Source organism: Massilia suwonensis, assembly GCF_042655665.1.
Taxonomy (GTDB): Bacteria; Pseudomonadota; Gammaproteobacteria; order Burkholderiales; family Burkholderiaceae_D; genus Telluria; species Telluria suwonensis.
Window position 1 is genome coordinate 1,125,608 of record NZ_JBHSMR010000013.1, and the last position, 22,098, is coordinate 1,147,705.

Annotated in this window: 17 protein-coding genes and 1 pseudogene; 10 read left to right on the plus strand and 8 right to left on the minus strand. The window is 67.1% G+C overall.

Annotated elements, in window-relative coordinates; genetic code table 11:
• Window positions 1–75: 75 nt before the first annotated feature.
• A pseudogene (locus ACFPQ5_RS13015) lies at window positions 76–648 on the minus strand (BCCT family transporter); the annotation flags it as partial.
• 260 nt (window positions 649–908) lie between these two features.
• Here ACFPQ5_RS13015 and ACFPQ5_RS13020 point away from each other — a divergent pair.
• Entirely contained in the window at window positions 909–2,300 is a 1,392-nt protein-coding gene (locus tag ACFPQ5_RS13020) for a DUF389 domain-containing protein (RefSeq protein ID WP_379756050.1), read from the plus strand.
• A 1-nt stretch (window position 2,301) separates the two neighbouring features.
• On the opposite strand, the gene ACFPQ5_RS13025 is transcribed toward ACFPQ5_RS13020, so the two are convergent.
• From ACFPQ5_RS13025 to nhaA, 5 genes are all read right to left on the minus strand, one after another.
• Window positions 2,302–3,396, minus strand: a complete 1,095-nt coding sequence (locus ACFPQ5_RS13025; protein ID WP_379756053.1) for a mechanosensitive ion channel family protein — start codon at window positions 3,394–3,396, stop codon at window positions 2,302–2,304.
• A gap of 27 nt (window positions 3,397–3,423) precedes the next feature.
• On the minus strand, window positions 3,424–5,736 hold the full coding sequence (gene ggpS, locus ACFPQ5_RS13030; RefSeq protein WP_379756056.1) for a glucosylglycerol-phosphate synthase: 2,313 nt from the start codon (window positions 5,734–5,736) through the stop codon (window positions 3,424–3,426).
• 281 nt (window positions 5,737–6,017) lie between these two features.
• On the minus strand, window positions 6,018–6,725 hold the full coding sequence (locus tag ACFPQ5_RS13035) for a potassium channel family protein (protein WP_379756059.1): 708 nt from the start codon (window positions 6,723–6,725) through the stop codon (window positions 6,018–6,020).
• The gene (locus tag ACFPQ5_RS13040; protein ID WP_379756062.1) at window positions 6,715–8,043 is read right to left on the minus strand and encodes a TrkH family potassium uptake protein; all 1,329 of its coding nucleotides are present in this window, start codon (window positions 8,041–8,043) and stop codon (window positions 6,715–6,717) included. The genes ACFPQ5_RS13035 and ACFPQ5_RS13040 overlap by 11 nt, the downstream gene beginning before the upstream one ends.
• Before the next feature lie 22 nt (window positions 8,044–8,065).
• Window positions 8,066–9,274, minus strand: coding sequence for a Na+/H+ antiporter NhaA (gene nhaA, locus ACFPQ5_RS13045; protein ID WP_379756065.1), 1,209 nt, complete (start codon window positions 9,272–9,274; stop codon window positions 8,066–8,068).
• A 227-nt stretch (window positions 9,275–9,501) separates the two neighbouring features.
• Between nhaA and ACFPQ5_RS13050 the strand changes: the two genes are divergently transcribed.
• Both ACFPQ5_RS13050 and ACFPQ5_RS13055 read left to right on the plus strand, forming a co-directional pair.
• The gene (locus tag ACFPQ5_RS13050; protein WP_379756068.1) at window positions 9,502–9,924 is read left to right on the plus strand and encodes a DUF4148 domain-containing protein; all 423 of its coding nucleotides are present in this window, start codon (window positions 9,502–9,504) and stop codon (window positions 9,922–9,924) included.
• A gap of 98 nt (window positions 9,925–10,022) precedes the next feature.
• On the plus strand, window positions 10,023–10,520 hold the full coding sequence (locus tag ACFPQ5_RS13055) for a MarR family winged helix-turn-helix transcriptional regulator (protein ID WP_379756071.1): 498 nt from the start codon (window positions 10,023–10,025) through the stop codon (window positions 10,518–10,520).
• A gap of 119 nt (window positions 10,521–10,639) precedes the next feature.
• Here the strand turns inward: ACFPQ5_RS13055 and ACFPQ5_RS13060 are convergent, their stop codons facing one another.
• Window positions 10,640–11,518, minus strand: a complete 879-nt coding sequence (locus ACFPQ5_RS13060) for an alpha/beta hydrolase (RefSeq protein WP_379756074.1) — start codon at window positions 11,516–11,518, stop codon at window positions 10,640–10,642.
• 132 nt (window positions 11,519–11,650) lie between these two features.
• Here ACFPQ5_RS13060 and dalD point away from each other — a divergent pair, with 132 nt between their 5' ends.
• The 3 genes from dalD (at window position 11,651) to ACFPQ5_RS13075 (ending at window position 15,071) form a co-directional block, all read left to right on the plus strand.
• Window positions 11,651–13,045: a D-arabinitol 4-dehydrogenase gene (gene dalD, locus ACFPQ5_RS13065; RefSeq protein ID WP_379756077.1), complete on the plus strand. Its 1,395-nt coding sequence runs from the start codon at window positions 11,651–11,653 to the stop codon at window positions 13,043–13,045.
• A gap of 192 nt (window positions 13,046–13,237) precedes the next feature.
• Window positions 13,238–13,654, plus strand: coding sequence for a hypothetical protein (locus ACFPQ5_RS13070; protein WP_379756080.1), 417 nt, complete (start codon window positions 13,238–13,240; stop codon window positions 13,652–13,654).
• 160 nt (window positions 13,655–13,814) lie between these two features.
• Window positions 13,815–15,071 (plus strand): MFS transporter, encoded by a 1,257-nt coding sequence (locus ACFPQ5_RS13075; protein WP_379756083.1) that lies wholly within the window; start codon window positions 13,815–13,817, stop codon window positions 15,069–15,071.
• Window positions 15,072–15,088: 17 nt separating this feature from the next.
• On the opposite strand, the gene ACFPQ5_RS13080 is transcribed toward ACFPQ5_RS13075, so the two are convergent.
• Window positions 15,089–15,853, minus strand: a complete 765-nt coding sequence (locus tag ACFPQ5_RS13080; RefSeq protein ID WP_379756086.1) for an alpha/beta fold hydrolase — start codon at window positions 15,851–15,853, stop codon at window positions 15,089–15,091.
• Window positions 15,854–16,026: 173 nt separating this feature from the next.
• Here ACFPQ5_RS13080 and ACFPQ5_RS13085 point away from each other — a divergent pair, with 173 nt between their 5' ends.
• From ACFPQ5_RS13085 to ACFPQ5_RS13100, 4 genes are all read left to right on the plus strand, one after another.
• On the plus strand, window positions 16,027–17,427 hold the full coding sequence (locus ACFPQ5_RS13085; RefSeq protein WP_379756089.1) for an FAD-binding oxidoreductase: 1,401 nt from the start codon (window positions 16,027–16,029) through the stop codon (window positions 17,425–17,427).
• A gap of 62 nt (window positions 17,428–17,489) precedes the next feature.
• The gene (locus ACFPQ5_RS13090; RefSeq protein WP_379756092.1) at window positions 17,490–19,709 is read left to right on the plus strand and encodes a TonB-dependent receptor; all 2,220 of its coding nucleotides are present in this window, start codon (window positions 17,490–17,492) and stop codon (window positions 19,707–19,709) included.
• Between the two features lie 11 nt (window positions 19,710–19,720).
• Window positions 19,721–20,788, plus strand: a complete 1,068-nt coding sequence (locus tag ACFPQ5_RS13095; RefSeq protein ID WP_379756095.1) for an alpha/beta fold hydrolase — start codon at window positions 19,721–19,723, stop codon at window positions 20,786–20,788.
• A gap of 5 nt (window positions 20,789–20,793) precedes the next feature.
• Window positions 20,794–22,095, plus strand: a complete 1,302-nt coding sequence (locus tag ACFPQ5_RS13100; protein ID WP_379756098.1) for an MFS transporter — start codon at window positions 20,794–20,796, stop codon at window positions 22,093–22,095.
• Window positions 22,096–22,098: the final 3 nt, after the last annotated feature.

Here is a 22,098-nt window from a genome sequence, read left to right on the forward strand (position 1 = left end):
CCACGCGGTGATACGCGCCATCGAGATCGTCGAGCACGACATCGGAGTAAGTAGGGTGGGCGCCCCGAGCCCACCTTACGGCGCGGAGGCATCGATGGCGGCCTGGCGCGCCGCCATCTCGCGCAAGCGGCGCCGGGTATCGCGCTCGCGCCGGTTCTCCGCGGCCCAGTCCTCGCGCAGCGCGCGCCACAGGGCAATCACCATCAGCACGATCACCAGCGCGAACAGGATGGTCGCCGTCTGCAGCGCGTCCAGCCCACCGGCCAGCAGCAGGCTGATGGCGATGCCGGCGATCAGGCCGCCCCAGATCAACTTGGTGCGCGTCGGCGGATTCGGGTCGCCGCCGCTGCTCATCATGCCCAGCACCAGCACCGCCGAGTCGCCCGAGGTGACGAAAAAAACCACCACCAGCAGGGTCGCGACGATCGACATGATCTGCCCGAAGGGCATCGCGTCGAACATCCGGAACAGGGCCGTGGCGATGTCCGCCCTGACAGCTTCGTCCAGCGGCACGTGCTGCCATATCTCCATGTAGAGCGCGGTGCCCCCGAAGATCGCGAACCAGACGAAGGCCGCCAGCGACGGCGCCAGCACGGTGCCGAGGATGAATTCGCGGATCGTGCGGCCGCGCGAGACGCGCGCGATGAACCGCACCGTCCGCCAGGGGGGTGCACCGGAGGACCGGGGCGCGCAATGGATGACCGGGCCGGCCGGGCGCGCGGCGCCATGGAAACCGGCAGTGGGAACGGCGGCAGCGAAGCTGCGGCGGCATGCTTCGTGATGACACTCGCCTGCTCAGCAGTAAGTGAAAGCGAAATTGTATCAGAAACAACACATTTGCCCAAATGTACGCTCACTCGGTATCATGGCGCTCCTGCTTCTTCCCTTGCGCCCGCCCGGCTATCCACATGAGCACCAACGACACCGAGACCGCCCTCCCCACCGCGGCCCCAGCCACCCTCGCCCACCGCTTCAGCCTCCTGCACGACAAGGCCGACGACGACGTCATCGACAGCACCTTGCGTGCCGGCGTCGAGCTGCGCGGCGCGACGCCCTGGATCCTGATGTTCGCGATCTTCGTCGCCTCGATCGGCCTGAACATCAATTCGCCGGCCGTGATCATCGGTGCGATGCTGATCTCGCCGCTGATGGGGCCAATCGTCGGCATCGGCTACGGCATCGGCATCTTCGATTTCGCGCTGGTGCGCCGTTCCTTCGTCAACCTCGGCATCGCGGCGGCGATCAGTTTGGCCGCGTCGACCCTGTACTTCCTGCTCACGCCGCTCGACGAAGCCCAGTCCGAACTGCTGGCGCGCACCACGCCGACCCTGTGGGACGTGCTGATCGCGCTGGCCGGCGGCCTGGCCGGCATCATCGGCATGACGCGCAAGGAGAAATCGAACGTGATTCCGGGCGTGGCGATCGCCACCGCCCTGATGCCGCCGCTGTGCACGGCGGGCTACGGACTGGCCAACGGCGACTGGAGCATGTTCGGCGGCGCCTTTTACCTCTTCTCGATCAACTGCGTCTTCATCGCCGCCTCCACGGTGATCGTGATCGAATACCTGCGCCTGCCGCACCGCAAGTTCGTCGACCAGCGCGTCGAGAAGCGCGTCAAGCGCACCCTGCTGGCAGTGGTGCTGCTGACGGCGCTCCCCAGCATTTATCTCGCGATCCAGCTAGTCGACAACGAGGTGTTCGGCAACCGCGCGCGCCAGTTCGTGCGCCAGGAATTCGGCACCGGCACCACCCACGTGGTCGATACCCGCCTCGATCCGCTGCGGCGCCAGATCGAACTGACCCTGATCGGCGCGCGCATGCCGCAATCGGCCATCGACGCCATCGGCAAGCGCCTGCCGCAGGCCGGCCTGGCCGGCGCCAGCCTGGTCGTGCACCAGGCCGAGGACAGCAAGGTCGACGTCGGCCTGCTGAAGGCCGACATCCTGGCCGACATCTTCCGCGACACCCAGCAGGGCCTGCGCGAGCGCGACGGCAGCATCGTTCAGCTGAAGCAGGAACTGGCGCAGGAAAAGGCGAAGCACGACAGCTGGCGCCAGACGGCGGCCGACGTCGCCGCCGAATTCGCCGCCCAGTTCCCCCACTGCGGCGACCTGCTGATGGGCCGGGCGCTGGTGGCCGCGCCGGAGGCGAAACCGGCCGAGGAAGTGCCGACCCTGAGCGCCACCTGCAAGACGGCGCTCAAGCCGGCCGAGGTCGAGCGCGCCCAGGCCTGGCTGGTGACGCGCACCAAGTCGCCGGGCGCGCGCCTGGTGCTGATGGCGCCGCCGCGCCGGCGCTGACTCAGGCCGCGCGCCGCGGCGCCTGCTCGGGTTCGGCTGCCCGCAGCGCCGCCGGTGCCGCTTCCGCCAGCTGCACCACCTGGCGCGGCTGGGCGAAGGCGATGCCGGCTTCGGCGAAGCGCTCGAAGAGGATCAGGTTGATCTCCTGCTGGACGTCCATGTACACGTTGTAGTCGCCCGTCTGCACGTAGTAGACCACCTCGAAATCGATCGACGAGGGGCTGTAGGACTTGAAGTGGGCACGGTCGAACTTCGCTTGCGGCTGGGCTTCGACCGCCTCGCGCAGGATCGCCGGCACGCTCTTCAGCTGTTCTTTCGAAACCGCGTAAGTAATCCCGATCCCGAACACGATGCGCCGCGTCTGCATGTGCTTGTAGTTGCGGATGCGGCTCTTGAGCAGGTCGCTGTTGGAAAACACCACCTGCTCGCCGCCCAGCGAGCGGATGCGCGTCGTCTTCAGGCCCACGTATTCGACGGTGCCGAGGACGTCGTCGACGATGATGAAGTCGCCCACCACGAAGGGCTTGTCGAGCACGATCGAGAGCGAGGAAAACAGGTCGCCCAGGATGTTCTGCAGCGCCAGCGCGACGGCGATACCGCCGATCCCGAGGCTGGCGATCAGGGTCGTGATGTTGACGCCGAAGTTATCGAGGATCATCAGCACGATCACCAGCCACAGGGCGGTGCGCGCGACGAAACCCAGGGCCGCGGTCGAGGTGGTGCTGGCCGCGTCCTCGGCGCTGCGCCGGATGCGGTAGAAGTGCAGCCAGCCGTGCACGCCGACGTCGCCCCAGCGCGCCGCCTGCAGCAGCAGCGCGGCGATCGCGAGTTTCGCCAGCAGCGCGGCGCTGCGCTCGCTCAGGTTGAGCAGCTGCGAGCCCGCGTACAGGCCCATGGCAAGGATGAAGACGGCGTGGGTCGCCGACAGCACCCGCAGCGCCAGGTCGTCCATGTAGGTGTCGGTGCGCGCGGCGTAAGCCGACAGACGGCGCACCAGGATGCGCTTGACGGCGTCGAGGCCGACGCAGACGGCCAGCGCGATGGTGGCGGCGACCAGCCAGGTGCCCAGGTCGTTATTCCATACAACGTAATTCACAACTCAGCCTTTCTCGTATTGGTGTGCTCAGGCCGCCTTCGGCAGCGCGGCCGGCGGCAGGGTCGCCGCATCGACGGCTTCCAGGAAGTCGGCGCCCCAGCGCGCGACGTCGTGCTCGGCGGCGATCATCGCCATGCGCGCCGTTCGGTAGGCGCGCTCGTCCTCGCCCATGGTCAGCGCCTGGTGCAGCGCGGCGGTCATCGCGTTGGCGTCGTAGGGATTGGTCAGCAGCGCGCCGTGCAGTTCGACGGCGGCGCCGGCGAACTCGGACAGGATCAGCACCCCGTTGGTGCTCGAGGCCCGCTTGGCGGCGACGAATTCCTTGGCCACCAGGTTCAGGCCGTCGCGCAGCGGCGTGATCCAGGCGATGTCGCAGGCGGCGTAGTGGGCCACCACTTCCTCGAAAGGCAGCGAGCGGTAGAAGTAGCGCACCGGTACCCAGTCGAGCGTCGAGAAGCGGCCGTTGATGCGGCCCACCGCGCGGTCCACTTCGACGCGCAGGCTTTCGTAGATCTCCATGCCGGGCGCCGCCGGCGTGACGATGTTCAGCAAGGTCGCCTTGCCGATGTGCTCGGGATGCCGTTCCAGCAGGCGCTCGAAGGCCTGCAGCTTTTCCAGCGTGCCCTTCACGTAGTCGAGCCGTTCGATCGAGACGATGCCGGTCGCCTCGCCCAGGTAGTCGCGCAAGTCCGCGGCCTGTACCTGCACGGCCTCGTTCGACACCAGCTTTTCGATCAGCGCGACGTCGGTGCCGACTGGATGCGCGCCCAGGCCCACGCGCCGCCCGCCCGCCTCGATCGCGGTGGTGACAGTGTCGACGCCGAGCGCACAGCCATAAGTGAGAAAGCGCGGCGCGCACGGGGCGCTGCCGAGGACCTCGACCGGCGCGAAGGAACGCACCGCGTCGACGAAGTTCTCGACATAGCGCGGAATGTGGAAGCCCACGTAATCGCACTGCAGCAGGCTGCCGACGATGTCGCGCCGCCAGGGCACGATGTTGAAGACGTCGCTGGACGGGAAGGCCGTGTGGTGGAAGAAGGCGATGCGCAGGTCGGGACGCAGCGGGCGCAGGAAGGCCGGCACCATCCACAGGTTGTAGTCGTGTACCCAGACCACGGCGCCCTCGGCCGCCTCGCGCGCGACCTGCTGCGCGAACAGTCGGTTCACCTCCAGGTAGCGTTCCCAGTGGTCTTGCCGGAACACGGCCTTGTCGGGGAAGGAGAAGATGATCGGCCAGAAGGCTTCCTTCGAAAACTTCTTGTAGAAGATGTCGATGTCCTCGCGGGTGAGCGCGATGCGCGCCGCCTGCAGCTGCGGGTAGCGTTCGGGGTCGACCGCCACGCGGGCCTCGAAATCGTCAGGCGTGCGGCTCGGCTGCTCGGTCCAGGCGACCCAGGAGCCGGGCCGGTCGTCGGCGAAGAAGCGCAGCAGGGTCGGGATGATGCCGTTCGGGCTGCGCGGACGGCGCCGCTGCAGGACGCCCTCCTCGACCACTTCGTCATAAGGCAGGCGATGGTAGACCATGACCAGGTCGGCCTGCCCGGGAGTGGCGGCCGCGCGCGGCTTGATCGGCGTGGCATCGGGGCGCAGCGCGCCGTGCTGCGCCAGGCCCTCGAGGATGCCGTCGCAGCCAGGGCCGGCCGCGATGTGCACGAGCGGACGTTTGCGCACGCTCTCCACCAGCGCCGGCTCAGCGCCGCCGACCACCACGCCGTGCAGGCCGGTCTCGAACATCGACAGGTCGTTCAGGGTGTCGCCGGCGACGACGATGCTGGCAGGGTCGAGCCCGACGGCCTGGGCCAGCGCCAGCACGGCCGCGCCCTTGCCGACGCCGCGCGGCAGCACGTCGAGGTAGCAGCCGGCCGACAGCAGCAGGTCGCAGCCGAGGGCGTCGACGGCCGTGCGCAGGGCCGGCGTGACGGCGCCCTCGCCCGCCAGGAAGGAACAGCGCCGCTCCTGTGGCACGCTCTGGCGCGTCAGGCCGGGAAAGCCGGCCAGCGCCCTCAACACCGCCTGCGAGCCGGGCCAGCGCGCGGCGATCTCCTGCTGCAGGCTGCCGACCGGGCGCAGCTCGCGGTCGACGATGGTGGCGCCGACGTCGGCGATGATGTAGTCGGGCGCCGGAATCGTCGGGTCGCTCAGCAGCGGCAGGATCGATTCGATGGCGCGGCCGGTGACGAACACCAGGCAGGCGCCCTCGTTCGCTGCGGAGAACAGCGAACGCACGCGGCGCCGCGCGGCGAGGCTGCCGGCCAGCAGCGTGCCGTCGAGATCCGTGGCGAGTACGAATTTGTGGGGTTGCGGGCGGGTGGCCCGATGCGGAGGTACTGCTGCAGTCATCGTCTTCGTCCTTTCAGAGCGATGCGTCCGGCGCGGCGGCGCCGGCCTGGTGGCGTGCGGCGCATGGCCGCACAAGGCGAACACAAACGGCAAGCAGGTAGTAACCCGACGCTAGCCGTTTGCCAGGAGGAAAAGGAGCGCGCCGGGGGCGGACGCGTCCGGGCAGGCGCCACGCGGCGCCGACAGGTCAAAATTGTATCATGGGCAATACATTTGTACAAATGCAGATTTCGGCATGCCGCTACGATGCACGCGGCGGCGCTCTGCCCTAGCGCCCTGCCCTAGCGCCCTTTCCTGCGCCCCGCCCCGCTCGCGAAGAGCTCGATCTTGCGGGTCGGTCCGGAGACGATCAGGACGTCGGCCGGCAGGATGCGCGTCTCGGGCAGCGCATGCTGGAAGTCCTCGTTCGGACGCTTGACGCCGACGATGGTGACGCCGTGGCGCGAGCGCACGTGGGCCTCGGCCAGGGTCTGGTTGTGGGTGTCGGCCGGCGCGTTGATCTTGGCGATCGCGAAGCCGTCCTCGAATTCGATGAAGTCCATCATACGGCCCGTGATCAGGTGGGCGACACGTTCGCCCATGTCCGCTTCCGGGTAGATCACGTGGTGGGCGCCGATGCGCTGGGCGATCTGGCCGTGCTCGGGCGACATCGCCTTGACCCAGATGTCCTTGATGCCCAGTTCCGTCAGCACCATCAGGGTCATCAGGCTGGCCGCCAGGTCGGAGCCGATGGCGACGATCGCGTGCGAGAAGTCGGCCACGCCCAGCTGCAGCATGGTGTTCTCGTTGGTCGAATCGGCCTGCACCGCGTGGGTCAGGCGATCGCCCCAGAACTGCACCAGGTCTTCCTTGTGGTCGATCCCCATCACGTCGTGCCCGAGCCGCATCAGCGACTGCGCGACGGCGCCGCCGAAGCGGCCCATGCCGATGACGACGACGCTGTCGCCGGCGGAAAAGGCGAACTGTTCCGTAAAAATTCTACCCAACAATTGGATGCTCCTCGGGATAACGGTAAGGCATGCGCCGCTCGCCCAGCACGAGCGAGGTGGCGAGCGTGATCGTGCCGACCCGGCCGAAGAACATCAGCAGCGCCAGCACCAGCTGGCCGGCGGGCGGCAGCTGCGGCGTGATGCCGGTCGACAGGCCGGCCGAGCCGAAGGCGGCGATCACTTCGAAGATGACCTGGTCGGTCGGGAAATCGGTCAGGCGCAGCAGGGACAAGGTGCCCAGTGCGACCAGCACGCTGCCCAGCACCAGCACGGTAATCGCCTGGCGCTGGGCCGGCGCGCCGACGCGGCGTCCGAAGGCTTCGGTGTCGGTGTGGCCGCGCGCCTCGGCCAGCACCAGCAGGAACAGCACGGCGACGGTCCCGACCTTGACGCCGCCGGCCGTGCCGGCGCTGCCGCCGCCGATGAACATGAGCAGGTAGTGCAAGGCCCAGGTCTCGTGCGTCAGGGCGCCGATATCGACCGTATTGAAGCCCGCCGTGCGCGCCGACACCGACATGAACAGGCTGTTGAGGAGCTTGCGCGCCGCGTCGAAGGGGCCGAGGGTGCGCGCGTTGTCCCACTCGAACAGCAGCACGGCGCCGAAGCCGAGCAGCAGCAGCACCCCGGTCCCGGCCAGCGTCAGCTTGGTGTGCAGCGACCAGTGGCGCGGATCGTGCCAGCGCAGGCGCAGGTCGTGCAGGACCGGGAAGCCGATGCCGCCGATGACGATCGCCAGCATCAGCGGCACCAGCACCAAGGCGTCGCCCGCATAGCGGGTCAGGCTGTCGGCATGGATCGAGAAGCCTGCATTGTTGAAGGCCGATGCGGCGTGAAAGAGTCCCGACCAGCCGGCCTCCTCCCATTCCAGGCCGTGTCCAAGGCGCAGGCGCACGGCCAGGATCGCGGCCAGCACCGCCTGCGAGACGAGCGAGGCGACCAGCACCACCCGCGCCACGCTGGACACATCGCCCAGGCCGATCGAACGCGTCTCGGTCTGGGTCATCAGGCGCGTGCGCAGGCGCGTCGAGCGGTTCACCATCAGGCCGAGCAGGGTGGCCGCCGTCATCATGCCGAAGCCGCCGAGCTGGAACAGCAGCATGATCGCGCCCTGCCCGAAGCCCGTCCAGTAGGTGCCGGTATCGACCACGGCCATGCCGGTCACGCACACGGCGGAGACGGCGGTGAAGAAGGCCACGCCCGGCGGCGCGGACAGGCCGCTGCTGCTTGCCTGGGGCAGCATCAGCAGCAGCGTTCCGAGCAGGATCGCCGCCAGGAAGGCCAGGGCCACGGCCCGGGCCGGATGGATGATGGCCTTCATCGGCCGCGTCCTTGCAGGCGCATCACTCCGGCTCCTCCTCGAAGTCCATCGTATCGAGGTCGGGATCGGAAGCGAGCGGCGCCCCCATCAGCTTGAGCCAGGCGAAGCCGATCAGGCCCGCCACCAGCGACGCGCACAGGATGGCCATCTTCGAGGCGTCGACCGTTGCCGGCTGGCCGGCGAAGGCCAGGTTGGTGATGAAGATCGACATCGTGAAGCCGATCCCGCCGAGCAGGCCCGCACCCAGCACGTGGCGCCAGGCCAGGTCGAGCGGCAGGCGGCACAGGCCGGCCTTCACGGCCAGCCAGCTGAACAGGACGATGCCGGCCGGCTTGCCGGCGACCAGCCCGAGCACGATGCCGAGGCTGTTGAGGGTGAGCAGCTCGCCGGCCCAGCCGGCGCCGATCACGATGCCGGTATTGGCCAGCGCGAAGAGCGGCAGGATCAGGAAGGCGGCCGGCTTGTGCAGCGCATGTTCGAGCCGGTGCGACGGCGATTCGGCATCGTCTTCCTTCGCCGAATATGGGATCGCGAAGGCGAGCAGCACGCCGGCGATCGTCGCGTGCACGCCGGATTTCAGCATCAGGAACCACATCAGGGCGCCGCCCAGCAGGTAAGGCAGCAAGGCCATGACGCGCCCGATGCGGTTCATCGCCAGCAGCACCCCGAACACGGCCAGCGCGCCCAGCAGGTAGGCAAAGGAGAGTTCCGCGGTATAGAACACGGCGATGACGATGATCGCGCCGAGGTCGTCCATCACCGCCAGGGCGGTCAGGAAGATCTTGAGCGAGGCCGGCACCCGGTTGCCGAGCAGGGCCAGCACGCCGAGCGCGAAGGCGATGTCGGTGGCCATCGGGATGCCGACGCCGGCCTGGGTCGGCGTGCCGCCGTTCAGGCCGAAATGGATCAGGGCGGGCACGGCGATGCCGCCCGCCGCCGCCAGCACCGGCAGCATGGCATTGCGGAGGTCGGACAGCTCGCCGTTGTACAGCTCGCGCTCGAGTTCGAGGCCGATCAGCAGGAAGAACACCGCCATCAGGGCGTCGTTGATCCAGTGCTCGACGCTCAGGCCCGCCACATGCAGGCGCCAGAAGCCCAGGTATGCCTCGCCTGCCGGCGAATTGGCGAGCGCCAGCGAGGCCAGCGTGCAGAAGATGAGAACGATGCCGCCGGCCTTGCCGGATTCGAAGAAGCGTTTGAAGGTATTCGAGAGTTGTCGCTGGATGCGCATGGTGGTCTCCGGACGCAGGATCGGCGCATGGCGGCCCGACCAGCGCAATCCTGCCGTACCTGAGCGGTACGGCACCCTGCGCGCATTATATCGGGACACTTGCAAGAGTGGCCACACGGTCGGGGTGCGCAGAAAAACGCGCATGTACTACACAAATGAACTATTCAGGAGTAAAATAGATTCATCGCGCAAATTCCTGCGCCCATTTACGACCTCAGGAGTCTTCCATGTCCGCCAAATACCTCATTCCCGCCCTCCTCGTTTCCCTCGTTGCCGGCAGCGCCAGCGCCGCGCCCGCATCGGCCGATCCGGTCCGCGCCCGCGTCGTCGCCGAACTCGAACAGGCTAAACAGAGCGGCAACTATCCGCCGTCGGAAGCCGACTACGTGTATCCGAACTGGGTCAAGATCGCCAATCCGGCCGGCGTCGTGATGACCGATGGTCATCTGGACAATGAAGGCGTTCAAAACGTCGCCGCACGCGGCGCCGACACGGCAACGCCGGTCGCGCTGATGAGCGACGGCCATCCCGAACTGGAGAACCGCGCCAGCGCGCCTGCGGCACGTCCAGCCGCCGTCGCCAAGCCGGCTGTCGCCCTGATGACCGACGCCTCGCAGGGCACCGTCAAGGGCGGCGATTCGGTTCAATAAGTAGAATCAGTAAGCAGCGCGGGCGGCTGCCTGCGCTGAAGCTCTACCGCTAAGCAGCCGACACGGTTACAATTTGTTATTACTTAGCGGGAGCGTTCATGAGCGATTTCGAGCCGACGGAAAAACGATTACGCAATATCCAGGCGCGGGTGCCTGATTTTCCGTACGAACCGATCCTGCTGGTGCGCCTCAATCACCACCTGCAAAAGCGCCTGCGCGACCGCACCAACGCCGCGCTCAAGCCGCACGACCTGGCCGACACCGGCTACATCGTGCTGGCGATCCTGTACGGCAGCCCCGACGAAACCTCGACCGCATCCGAGTTGAGCGAGGCCTGCCACGAAAAACCGGCCAACCTGACGCGCGTCTGCGACGACCTCGCCGCGCGCGGCTTGATCACGCGGGGCACGCGCGCGGGCGACCGCCGCAGCGTGACCATCACCCTCACCGCGCAGGGACGCGCCCTGCTCGAAGGCGTGCTGCCCGAGGTGTCCACGAAACTGAGCTGTGCGTTTTCGGATTTCACGAAGGCGGAGATGGCGCAGTTCGCGGGCTTCCTGGCGCGGGCATTGGGTAATCTCGACAAGGGTTCTTAACGTAGGGTGGGCTCTCCGAGCCCACGCGTTTGCGATGCGTGCGTAATGGCGCAGTCACTGACCACAGTTAACGCGTGGAGTCGGGAGCGGTTCGCCGCCCGCTCCACCCTACGTTTAGATTACTCCCGCCACAACCAACGCAGCGTCTCGGCCAGCATGGCCCCGCCATGCTTCAGCGAGTGCCCACCCTCCCCCGTCACCAGCCAGTGATCGTAGCCACGATAGGCCAGCGCCGACGCCATCTCCCGATTCGCCAGCAGCCAGTTCCCGTACAAGATATCGAGATCGTGTTCTCCGCTTTGCAGGAACACCCGCAACGCTTTCACCTCCTCGCGCCGGATCCGCTCCGCCCAGACGTGCCCACCGCGGATATCGACAAAACTGCCGCAATGCGTCAGCACCTTGCCGAATGCGTCCGGCCGCTCCCAGGCCGCATTGAACGCGCACTGCCCGCCCGAACTGATGCCCGCGATCGCGCGCCGCGCCGGATCGCCTGAGATCCGGTAGCCTTCCAGGGCCTGCGGCAGCAGTTCCTCCAGCAGGAAGCGCACATAGTCCGGACCCGTGGCGTCGTATTCGACGCTGCGGTTGCCGCCTCCCCCATACACCGGCAGCCCCGGCCCCTGCTCGCCGGGTTCCACAAACAGCGCGATCGTGACCGGCATGCTGCCGTCCTCGATCAGCGCATCGAGCACGCGCGCCGCGTTCGCCTCCGGGCCGAGATAGCGGGCACCGTCCTGGAACACCATCAGGGCCGCCTCCATCCCCTCCTCGTACTGCTGCGGCACGTACAGCGTGTAATTGCGTTCGACGCCGGGATAGACCTGCCCCGAGCGATGGCGCGCCTGGGTCATGCGGCCCGCCGGCACGCTCGGCGCGACCACCGGTGCCACATAGGGTTCGTCGACGCTCAGGCTGGCCGCGAAGCGAGGAAGGTCGCGCTCGGGCATGCCGGGCATGTGCTCGCGCAGGATGGCGTACAGGGGATTCTCTTGCATGGTCAGTCTCCGTATGGCTCGTATTTACCACACGAGCATCTGATAATTATGACCTGTCATACAGGTTGCTATAAGATTGGCAGAAATTGCTCTAAATCACAAGAACAGCCATCTTACCTATCCAACAGGATCATGCACATCCCTGACAACCTCATCCTCCACCTGGGGCTGGGCGCCTTCCATCGCGCCCACCAGGCGGCCTGCCTGCAAGAGCTGATCGAGCGCGGCCAGAAAGACTGGCGCATCGTCGCCGCCAACATCCGACCCGACCCGCTCGACGTCAGCGCCGCGCTGATCGAACAGGGCTGCGCCTACACGCTCGAGACGATCAGCCCTGCCGGCGCCCACGCCTACCGCAGGATCGAGGCCATCGCGCAGGTGCTGCCCTACACGTCCGATCTCGCCGCGGTGATTGCGGCGGGCGCCGACTCGCGCACGCGCATCGTCTCGTTCACCGTCACCGAAGCCGGCTACTGTTTGAGCGCCGACGGCCGTCTCGACCCGACGCTGCCCGAGCTGCAGGCCGGCCTGGACGCCGCAGGCCGCAACGAAGCGGGCAGCACGATCTACGGCGTGCTGACGGCCATCCTGCGCGCTCGCCGCGCCGCCAAGGCCGGCCCGCTTACCCTGCTGTGCTGCGACAACCTGCGCCACAACGGCGAGCGCGTACGCGCGGGACTCGCGGCCTTCCTCGCGCTGGCGGACGACCCCGGGCTGCTGGCCTGGACCGGCGAGCATACGCGCTTCCCGAACTCGATGGTGGACCGCATCACACCGCGCGCCGGTCCCGAGGTGCGCACCCGCGTGCTGGCCGCAACGGGCCGCGACGATGCTGCAGCCGTGAGCAGCGAATCCTTCCTCCAATGGGTGATCGAGGACGACTTCTGCAACGGCCGACCACGCTGGGAAGACGCCGGCGCCGAACTGGTGGCCGACGTCGCGCCCTACGAGGAAGCCAAGATCCGCATCCTGAACGCAAGCCACAGCTGCATCGCCTGGGCCGGCGCGCTGGCGGGCTACCGCTATATTCATGAAGGCATGCGCGACGCGCGCATTCGCACGCTGGTGCACGACTACGTGACGCACGCCGTGTTCGACTGCCTGCGTCCGAGCCCGGTCGACCTGGAAGCCTATCGCGACACCGTCATCGAGCGCTTCGCCGGCGACGCGGTCCGCGACACCATCGACCGCGTGCTGGCCGACAGCCTGGCCAAGCTGCCCGGCTTCATCGTGCCGACCATCCGCGAACGCGTCGCGTGCGGCCTGCCGCTGGACGCCGTCGCGGTCCTGCCGGCCCTGTTCCTCGCCTTCCTGTGCCGCTGGCAGGCCGGCCTGGCCCGCGCCGATTACCGCGATGCGGCTCTGGATGCGGAACTGCTGCGGCGCGTGTGCTGCAGCCGCGACGTGGTGGCGGCCTTCTGCGCCGAGCCTACCATCTGGGGTGATCTGGCGAATTCGGAGAGGGTGACAAGCGCCGTGCGCGCCGCGCATGCACGCGCGCTGGCGCTGACCTATCCGCCGGTGTGAGGCTAGTAGCGTCTGACAAAAACCGCTTCTTGCTGCGATGGGAACGAGCTCGTACACTGAGCCATTCTGGAAGTCTGCCATCGGCCAGGAGCGGACATAAATCTGCTCGTTAAGCGGAGTGGAGAGTTCTGGCGCCTGAAGGCAGTCAGCATCTGGCGTACACCCTTATCTATCGTTAGGTGAACACATTACATGTGGCGCATTGAATTTACCTCGTCAGAATTTCTTCCATCCCTCCCTGAGGAATGCCAGGGCAATCCCGGAGTGTATGGCTTTGAGCTAGCTTTTTGGCTTTCCAAGATGCTTGCTAGTGAAGGCATAGTCACGGGCTATCCTCTTGGGGAAGACTGGGGCTGGATGATCGAATATTCGAATCCAGCAGAGGTGGAATTCACTATCGGTTGTTCCAGCATGGCTGAGGAAGGCGAAGGGTATCGCGGTGTGCCAATTCAATGGTCCGTCTTTATTCGACCGCACACCTCAATCAGACAACGGTTCAAAGGTGTTTCTCACAACGCTGAGGTGCAACGTCTTGGGCAAGCTATCGTTGCAGTGCTCATCAGCGCGGGCATAACTGTCGCGTCAGTCGAGGCGGCGGAACTAGGCTGAGGTCCGCTTCGGGTCGTTAGCGGAAATCGAGTTCGCCCAAAAATCTGTTCTTTGGCCGCCAACGTACGCCAGCAAATGAGCAAAAAGCCGAATTTCAGTATATTGCGGTATAGCCCCGTGTCGTCGCGCGCAGGGGCCGCTCACGTCAACCAGGAACTTCATGCTCGCCCTCGACAAGAAAACCGCTAACACCGCCACCGTCCCGTTCACCGGCTACCAGAAGTTCGTGGCCGGCCTGCTCGCCTTTCTGCAGTTCGCCGTCATCCTCGACTTCATGGTGATGTCGCCGCTCGGCGCCGTGATCATGCCGTCGCTCGGCATTTCGCCGGCACGCTTCGGCATCGTGGTGTCGGCGTATGCGTTCAGTGCCGGCCTGTCCGGCTTGCTGGCGGCAGGCTTTGCCGACCGCTTCGACCGCAAGAAGCTGCTGTTGTTCTTCTATGCCGGTTTTCTATGCGGCACGCTGTGGTGCGGCCTGGCGCGCTCATTCGAAGCGATGCTGGCGGCGCGCATCGTCACCGGCCTCTTCGGCGGCGTGATCGGCTCCGTGTTGCTGGCCATTGCGACCGACCTGTTTGCGCCGAATCTGCGCGGCCGCGTGATGGGCATCATCCAGACCGCGTTCGCCGCAAGCCAGGTGATGGGCATCCCGGTCGCGCTGTATTTGTCGAACCATTTCAGCTGGCATGCACCGTTTTTCCTCATCGTCGGCATCGGCGCCATTGGCGGCGTCGTGCTCGCCTGGCGCCTCCAGCCGGTTGACGCTCACCTGGAAGGGCAGTCGCGCTCGAACGCATTGCAGCACCTGGTCGCCACCGTGACCGATCGGCGCCACCTGCCTGCGCTGGCCACCACGTGCCTGCTCGCCACCGGCGGCTTCATGCTCATGCCATTCAGTAGCGTGTTCACCGTCAACAACCTTGGCATTGGCCTGGACCGCCTGCCGACGATTTATCTGATCACGGGGCTGTGCACGATTTTCGTGGGTCCGCTGATCGGCAAACTGGCCGACAGATTCGGCAAGATGCCTGTGTTTTATTTCGGCACCGCGGTGACGATCGTCATGGTGCTGACCTACACGCACCTGCCGCCTGTACCCTTGCCGGTCGTGATCGCCGTGAATGTTGTCATGTTCCTCGGCATTTTCTCGCGCATGATTCCGTACCAGGCCCTGGCGGCATCGGTTCCCGAGCAGCATATGCGCGGCTCGTTCAATGCAATCAGCGCGTCGCTGCAGCAATTGTCCGGGGGCCTGGCCGCCATCATCGCCGGTCACCTCGTCAGCACCGGTGCAAACGGCAAGCTGCAAGGCTTTCCGCACGTCGGCTACGTGGTCGTCGGCACCACCCTCGTGGCCGCGTTCCTGGTCACGCAAGTCAACAAGGAACTCCAGGGGCGCCAGGCTGCGGCGGCCTGAGTTTTACGTAGGCGCCCTCAGGAAGCTTCCTGCCGCCGCTCCGCCAGCGGCAGGACCTGCTCCGCGAAGCCATTCAGCAGGCGTGCATAGTCGCGCGCGCGGTGCAGGCTGACGCCGTGGGGGCAGTCCGCAAACCGTTCGATCCGGGCATTGCGGGCGGCGGCAACGTAATCCGCTTCGCCGCGCACATGCGGCTTGTCGATATCCCCGTTGATGAACAGCGTCGGCTGCGTAATCTGCGCCAGCATGCCGCGAAAGTCCTGGCCGGTCAGAGCGCGCACGGCCTGCGGGAAGGCCTTCAGGCTGACGCCCGCCGCCAGCGTCGCGCCGGCATCCTCGCCATTCATTCCCACCTCGCTCAGCACGCCCGGGATCTTGCCCTCGACGAGCTTGCGTTCGCCCATCAAGGCAATCAGCACCCGGAACATCAGCGCCTTGGCGCGGTAGGCATAAGTCGGCGCGCCCCGGAACTCGTGGCTGGCGCCGCCCAGCACCAGTCCCATCAAACGATCCTGCGGCAGGCGCGCGGCGGCGGCTTGTGCGGTGTAGCTGCCGAGCGAATCGCCGGCCAGGATGAAGGGCGCGTCGCCCAGCGTACGGGCCGCGGCCAGCACGGTCTCGACGCCGCCCTCGAGCGTATAAGTCTCGTGCTGGCGCGCGCCGTGGCCCGGCAGGTCGGGCGCGAGCACGCGCAGGCGCGGGTCGATCAGGCGGCGGACGGGATCCCACGAGCGGCCGTTGAGCGTGGCGCCGTGGATCAGGATGACGGCTGGCTGGTCCATCGATGTCTCCATTTTTATCGTGTAAACATATCATACAGGTCTATGCTCGTTGCGGCGATACCCGGACAGATAGGCCATTCCCGCCACAGATCCTATACAACATGTTTGACAGGTTAAAAAGCCGGGCGTATTCTCGGACGCACTGAGACACCTTGCCAACAAGGATAATTAAAATGACTTCGAGACATCCCCTTTCCAGCTTCGGCCCCGTCGAGGCCGTGATCGCTCCCCTGCAGGACTTATTGAAAGACCGCGTCAGCCTGGCCCGCGCCGTCCGCGAGCAGCATGCGCGCGGCGAAGGCCTGGCCACCAGCTTGGCACCCGACGTCGTCGTCTGGCCGCTCGACAAGCAGGAAGTCTGCGCCATCCTTGCCCTGTGCAACGAACACCGCGTGCCGGTGATCGCGTTCGGCGCCGGCAGCTCGCTCGAGGGCCACGTCAGCGCGCCGCACGGCGGCGTCTGCATCGACATGTCGCGCATGGACGCGGTCATTGCGATCAATCCGGAAGACAGCGACTGCATCGTCCAGCCGGGCATCACGCGCGAGGCGCTGAACGGTCATTTGAAAGGCACCGGCCTGTTCTTCCCGGTCGATCCGGGCGCCAACGCCACCATCGGCGGCATGGTCTCGACCCGCGCGTCCGGCACCACCACCCTGCGCTACGGATCGATGGCGCACAACGTCGAGGCGCTGGAAGTGGCGCTGGCCGATGGCCGTCTGGTCAAACTCGGCACGCGTGCCCGCAAGTCCTCGGCCGGCTACGACCTGGTGCACCTGATGACGGGTTCCGAAGGCACGCTCGGCGTCATCACCGAGATCACGCTGCGCCTGCACCCGCTGCCGACCGAAGTGGCGGCCGCCAGCTGCGCCTTCCCGACCCTGGAAGCAGCCGTCGATGCGGTGACCGAGCTGTCGATGTCGGGCGTGCCTTTCGCACGCATCGAATTCCTCGACGAGACGCAAGTGCGCGCCTGTAATCTGCACTCGCAACTGGGCCTGGCCGAGCTGCCCACCCTCTTCCTCGAATTCCACGGCACGCCGCTGGCGGTGAAGGAACAGGCCGAGCTGGCCCAGGAAGTCACGGCCGGCCATGGCGGCACCAATTTCGAATGGGCGACCCGCCCCGAAGACCGCTCGCGCCTGTGGCATGCGCGCCACCTGGCTTACTTTGCAGCGCTCGCCCTGCGTCCGGGCTGCGTGAGCGTGGTGGCCGACATCTGCGTACCGATGTCGGCGCTGGCAGGCAGCGTCGCCCAGGCGCGCGCCCTGATCGACGCCGAAGGCCTGGTCGCACCGATCCTCGGCCACGTCGGCGACGGCAACTTCCACGTGCTGTTCATGCCGATGCCGGACCAGCCGGAAGAACACGCGGCGGTCGACCGCGTGTATGCCTCGATGATCGAGCACGCGCTGTCGGTCGGCGGCACCTGCACCGGCGAACATGGCATCGGCATGGGCAAGAAGTCCAAGCTGCTGCTCGAATACGGCAGCGAGGTCGTCGACCTGATGCATGCGATCAAACAGGCCTGGGACCCGAAAGGGATTCTGAACCCAGGGAAGATTTTCAGCTAAAAAAACCGCAGCACCCGCAGTACACAATAAAACACAAAATCCATAAAAACTTGGAGACACATATGTACCACGCACCTCGCTTCGCCCGTACCGCCACCGCCACCGCCGCCTCGCTCCTGTGCGCCTTCGCCTCGCTTTCGGCGCAGGCCGAGGCCCAGCAGGCCAACACCGAAGAACGCATCGAGAAAGTCATCGTCACCGCGCAAAAGCGCGAGCAGGCGGCGCTCGACGTGCCGGCCTCGGTCACCTCGGTCAATACCGAGCAGCTCACGCGCGACGGCAAGGTGCGCCTGGAAGACTACGTGGCGCAGGTGCCGGGCATGTCCCTGTCCTCCTTCCGCCAGGGCTTCACCCAGGTGGCCCTGCGCGGCATCACGACCGGCGTGAACCAGTCGGCGTCGACCACCGCCTTCTACATCGACGAAGCGCCGATCGGCTCCGTCAACGCCTACGCGGCCGGCAGCGCCGTCACGCCCGACATCGACCCGGCCGACCTGCAGCGCGTCGAAGTGCTCAAGGGTCCGCAGGGCACCCTGTACGGCGCCGGCGCCATGGGCGGCCTGGTGCGCTACGTGACCTCCGCACCGGACTACCGCAAACTGCGCGGCAGCATCACCCTGGGCGGCAACAGCGTCACTGACGGCGGCAACGGCAAGACCGCGCGCGCGTCGCTCAACGTCCCCTTCGGCGACCAGAACATGGCGCTGCGCGTGTCGGCCTTCAGCCGCACAGACGCCGGCTACATCGACCGCACAAGCGGCCGCGAAGACGTCAACGAAGCCAAGGTCAAGGGCGGCCGCATCGCCTTCAACTGGATGATCAACCCGGACTGGAAGCTGTCCGCCTTTGCGCTGACCCAGAAGGTCGAGTCGCAGGGCAACGGCCTGGTCGACGTCGACCCGGTCACGCTGGCGCCGCTCTACGGCGAGCTGAAACAGCGCCGCTTCACCGAAGAGCTGTCCTCGGCCGAGCTCGACGTCGTCAACCTCACCCTCAACGGCCGCCTCGGCAACTTCGACCTGGTGTCCTCGACCACGGTACAGGACGTCGACGCCTCGCAGGGCCTGGACGGCAGCTTCGGCTACGGCGTCGCGCTCGGGGCCGCCTTCCGCATTCCGGACCTCGGCATCGGCTATGCCCAGGGCACGAGCACCCACCGCGTGTCGCAGGAACTGCGCCTGCGCTCGAAAGCCCTGGACGACAAGCTCGATTACGAAGCCGGCGTCTACTACACCAAGGAAGACAACACCAATCGCATCCCCGGCTTCTCGACCTTCTCGACCACCACCGGCGCGGCCTACCTGCTCCCGTCCATCGTGAAGGCCTCGATCGACACCAGCTACAAGGAATACTCGGTCTTCGCCAACGCCACCTATGCGCTCACGCCGCAGGTCGACCTGATGGCCGGCATCCGCCACGGCAAGGACGACCAGGTCTATGCCCAGGACTACAGCGGCCTGCTGGTCGGCCCGGCGCCGGTGCTGATCAACGCCGGCTCCACCGAGCGCAAGACCACTTATCTGGCCAGCGCCCGCTACAAGCCGTCCGAGAACGACGCGCTGTATGCGCGCGTCGCGACCGGCTTCCGTCCGGGCGGCCCGAACGCCGTGCCGCCGACCGGCCTGACCAACGCGCCCTTCACCTTCGCACCCGATACGCTCACCAGCTATGAGCTGGGCTACAAGTCGATGATGGACGGCGGCCGCGTCTCGCTGGAAGCGGCCCTGTTCGCGACCAAGTGGAAGGACATCCAGATCCAGACCAGCGCCGCCGGCTTCAACTTCATCGTCAACGGCGGCGCGGCCACCAGCCGCGGCGCGGAACTGGCGCTGTCCTACTTCCCGCTGGCCGGCCTGTCGCTGCGCGGCGCGCTCGGCTACACCGACGCCACCCTGAGCGAAGACGCGCCGGCCGCCGGCGGCCTCGATGGCGACCGCCTGCCCTTCGTGCCGAAGCTGACCGCCTCGATCGGCGCCAACTACCGCTGGTCGGTGGGTTCGGGCTGGGCCGCCTACGCCGGCGGCACGGTCAACCACACGGGCGAGCGCCGCTCCGACTTCAGCGAGCGCGCCGTGCGCGACGTGCCGGCCTACACGACGCTGAACCTGTCGGGCGGCATCGAGAACGCCAACTGGCGCCTCGCGGTCTACGCCAAGAACCTGAACAACAGCGACGGCATCACCTTCCTCAAGTCGCAAAGCCTGACGCCGGCGGGCAGTCCCTTCGGCGCCGGCGTGATCGCGCCGCGCACCATCGGCGCCGACCTGAGCTACCGCTTCTGATCGAGGCAGCCATGAGTGAGCTTCATACCTTTACGGGCCCGGACCTGCGCCTTGCCAGCGGCAAGGTGCTGGCTGAGCCGACAACCGCCTACCGCAGCATGGGCCGGCTGAACGCGGACGGCAGCAACGCGGTGCTGGTCCTGCACGGCTATACCACCGGCCCCACGATGCTCGAATCCGGCGCCAACGTCGCCGAAGGCTCGTGGGCGGAACTGGTCGGTCCGGGCAAGCCGATCGACACGGATCGCCACTTCGTCGTCTGCCCGAACATGATCGGATCGAGCTACGGCTCGACCGGGCCGGGCAGCATCGACCCAGGCACCGGCGCGCGCTACGGCACGGCATTCCCGGACCTGACGGTGGCCGACATCGTGGCGGCGCAGAAGGCGCTGCTCGACGCCCTCGGCGTGAGGAAGCTCGCCGCCGTGACCGGCCCCTCCTTCGGCGCCTACCAGTCCTTCCAGTGGGCGGTGCAGTACCCGGAGATGGTCGAGCGCGTCGTGGCCGCCGTCGGCGCACCCTGGCATCCAGGCGCGCCGGGCATGGCGGACGCGGTCCTGGCCGACCTGTCCGCCGATCCGGGCTGGCCGGCCTGGTGCGCGGGCGAGCGCCAGGCCATGTTCGCCAAGCTGACCGCGATGCGCACGGCGACCCTGACGCGCTACGGCGTCGACGCCGAACTGGCGCCGCGCATTCCCGACCCGGCCGCGCGCGCGGTCGAGGTGGCGCTGCTGGCGCGCGAGTGGGCGGCGGAGTTCGATCCGATGTCGCTGGTGGTGCTGATGCGCGCGGCCGAAGCCTTCGACGTGCGCGCCCAGCTCGACACGATTCGCGCGCCGGTGCTGTACGTCCTCTCGCGCACCGACGAAGTGTTTTCGCCGGCGCTGGCGCGGCAAGTGGCGCAGCTGCCCGGCACCGACGGCTTTTCGTACGTCGAACTCGACAGCGAAAAGGGCCACTTCGCTTCCGGCGCCGATGCGGCGCTGTGGGCCGAGGACCTGCGCCGATTCATGAATACCGAAGCGGACGCGTGGGTGGCGGCCGGCTTCGACACACACAACACCGAGGTCGCGGCATGAAACCAATGACGAATACCTTTGAACCCGGCACCCTGCCGGCGACGCCCGCGATCCCGGCCGAGAAACCGATCAGCAACGCCTACCGCACCTACGTGCTGGTGGCGCTCGCCGTAGTCGGCTTCATGTGCTCGGTCGACAAAGTGGTCATCTCCATGTTCATGGAGCCGATCAAGAAGGAATTCCTGCTGACCGATACCCAGCTCGGCCTGATGACGGGCCTGGCCTTTTCCCTGCTGGGCGGCCTGGTCTCGGTGCCGCTGGCGCGCATGGCCGACCGCGGCAACCGCAAGTGGATCATCTTCCTCAGCTTCGCCGTCTGGACGCTGATGACGGGCGTGTCCGGGATGGCGACCAGCTTCATGTTCCTGCTGGCGGCGCGCATCGGCGTGGGCGTGGGCGAAGCCGGCTGCGTGCCGGCCACCCACTCGATGCTGGGCGACTACTACCCGCGCGCCCTGCGCGGCCGCGCCTATGCGGCGCATTTCTCGGGCGTCTACCTCGGCATGCTGGGCGGAATGCTCGGCGGCGGCATCCTGGTGCAGACCGTGGGCTGGCGCCTCGGCTTCATCTGGCTGGGCGTGGCCGGCATGATCATGGCCCTGATCTTCCACTTCACCGTGCGCGAGCCGCTGCGCGTGGACCAGCCGCCGCCAAGCACGCTCGGCAAGAGCATCTGGACCCAGCTGGGCGACCTGCGCTGCTTCTTCATGCTGGTATTCGCCTTTGCCTTCGTCGGCCTGGCGGGCGCGGTGGCGGCCTGGCTGCCCAGCTATTTCGAGCGCGCCTTCAAGATGACGCCGATGGCGATCGGCCTCGGGCTGGGCCTGGGCATCGGCCTGGCCAGCGGCATCGGCGCCCTGGTCGGCGGCCAGCTCACCGTGCGCTATGCCAAGGGTTCGCGCACCTGGGGCGCGCGCTACTCGGCCTGGGTGAGCTGGGGCGTGCTGATCCCGCTGATCGGCAGCTTCTACGTGCCGAATCCGATCGTCGCCATGGCCCTGCTGTTCGTCGCCTTCGGCGTCGCCGGCACCCTGGCCGGTCCGGTGTTCGGCACCGTGCAAGACCTGGTGGCACCGCAGGCGCGCGCCACTGCAGTCGCCATCATCGGCGTCGTCGGCGTGGTGATCGGCCAGGGCATGGGACCGCTTTGCGTGGGCGTGCTCAGCGACATGCTGCAGACCGGCGGCGACGTCGGCGGCCTGCGCCTGTCGATGACCATCGTCGCGCTGATCAACCTGTTCACGGGCCTGTTCTTCTGGCTGCTCTCGCGTCGGATCGGCCGCGTGTACGGGGACACGCCGGCTTGACAG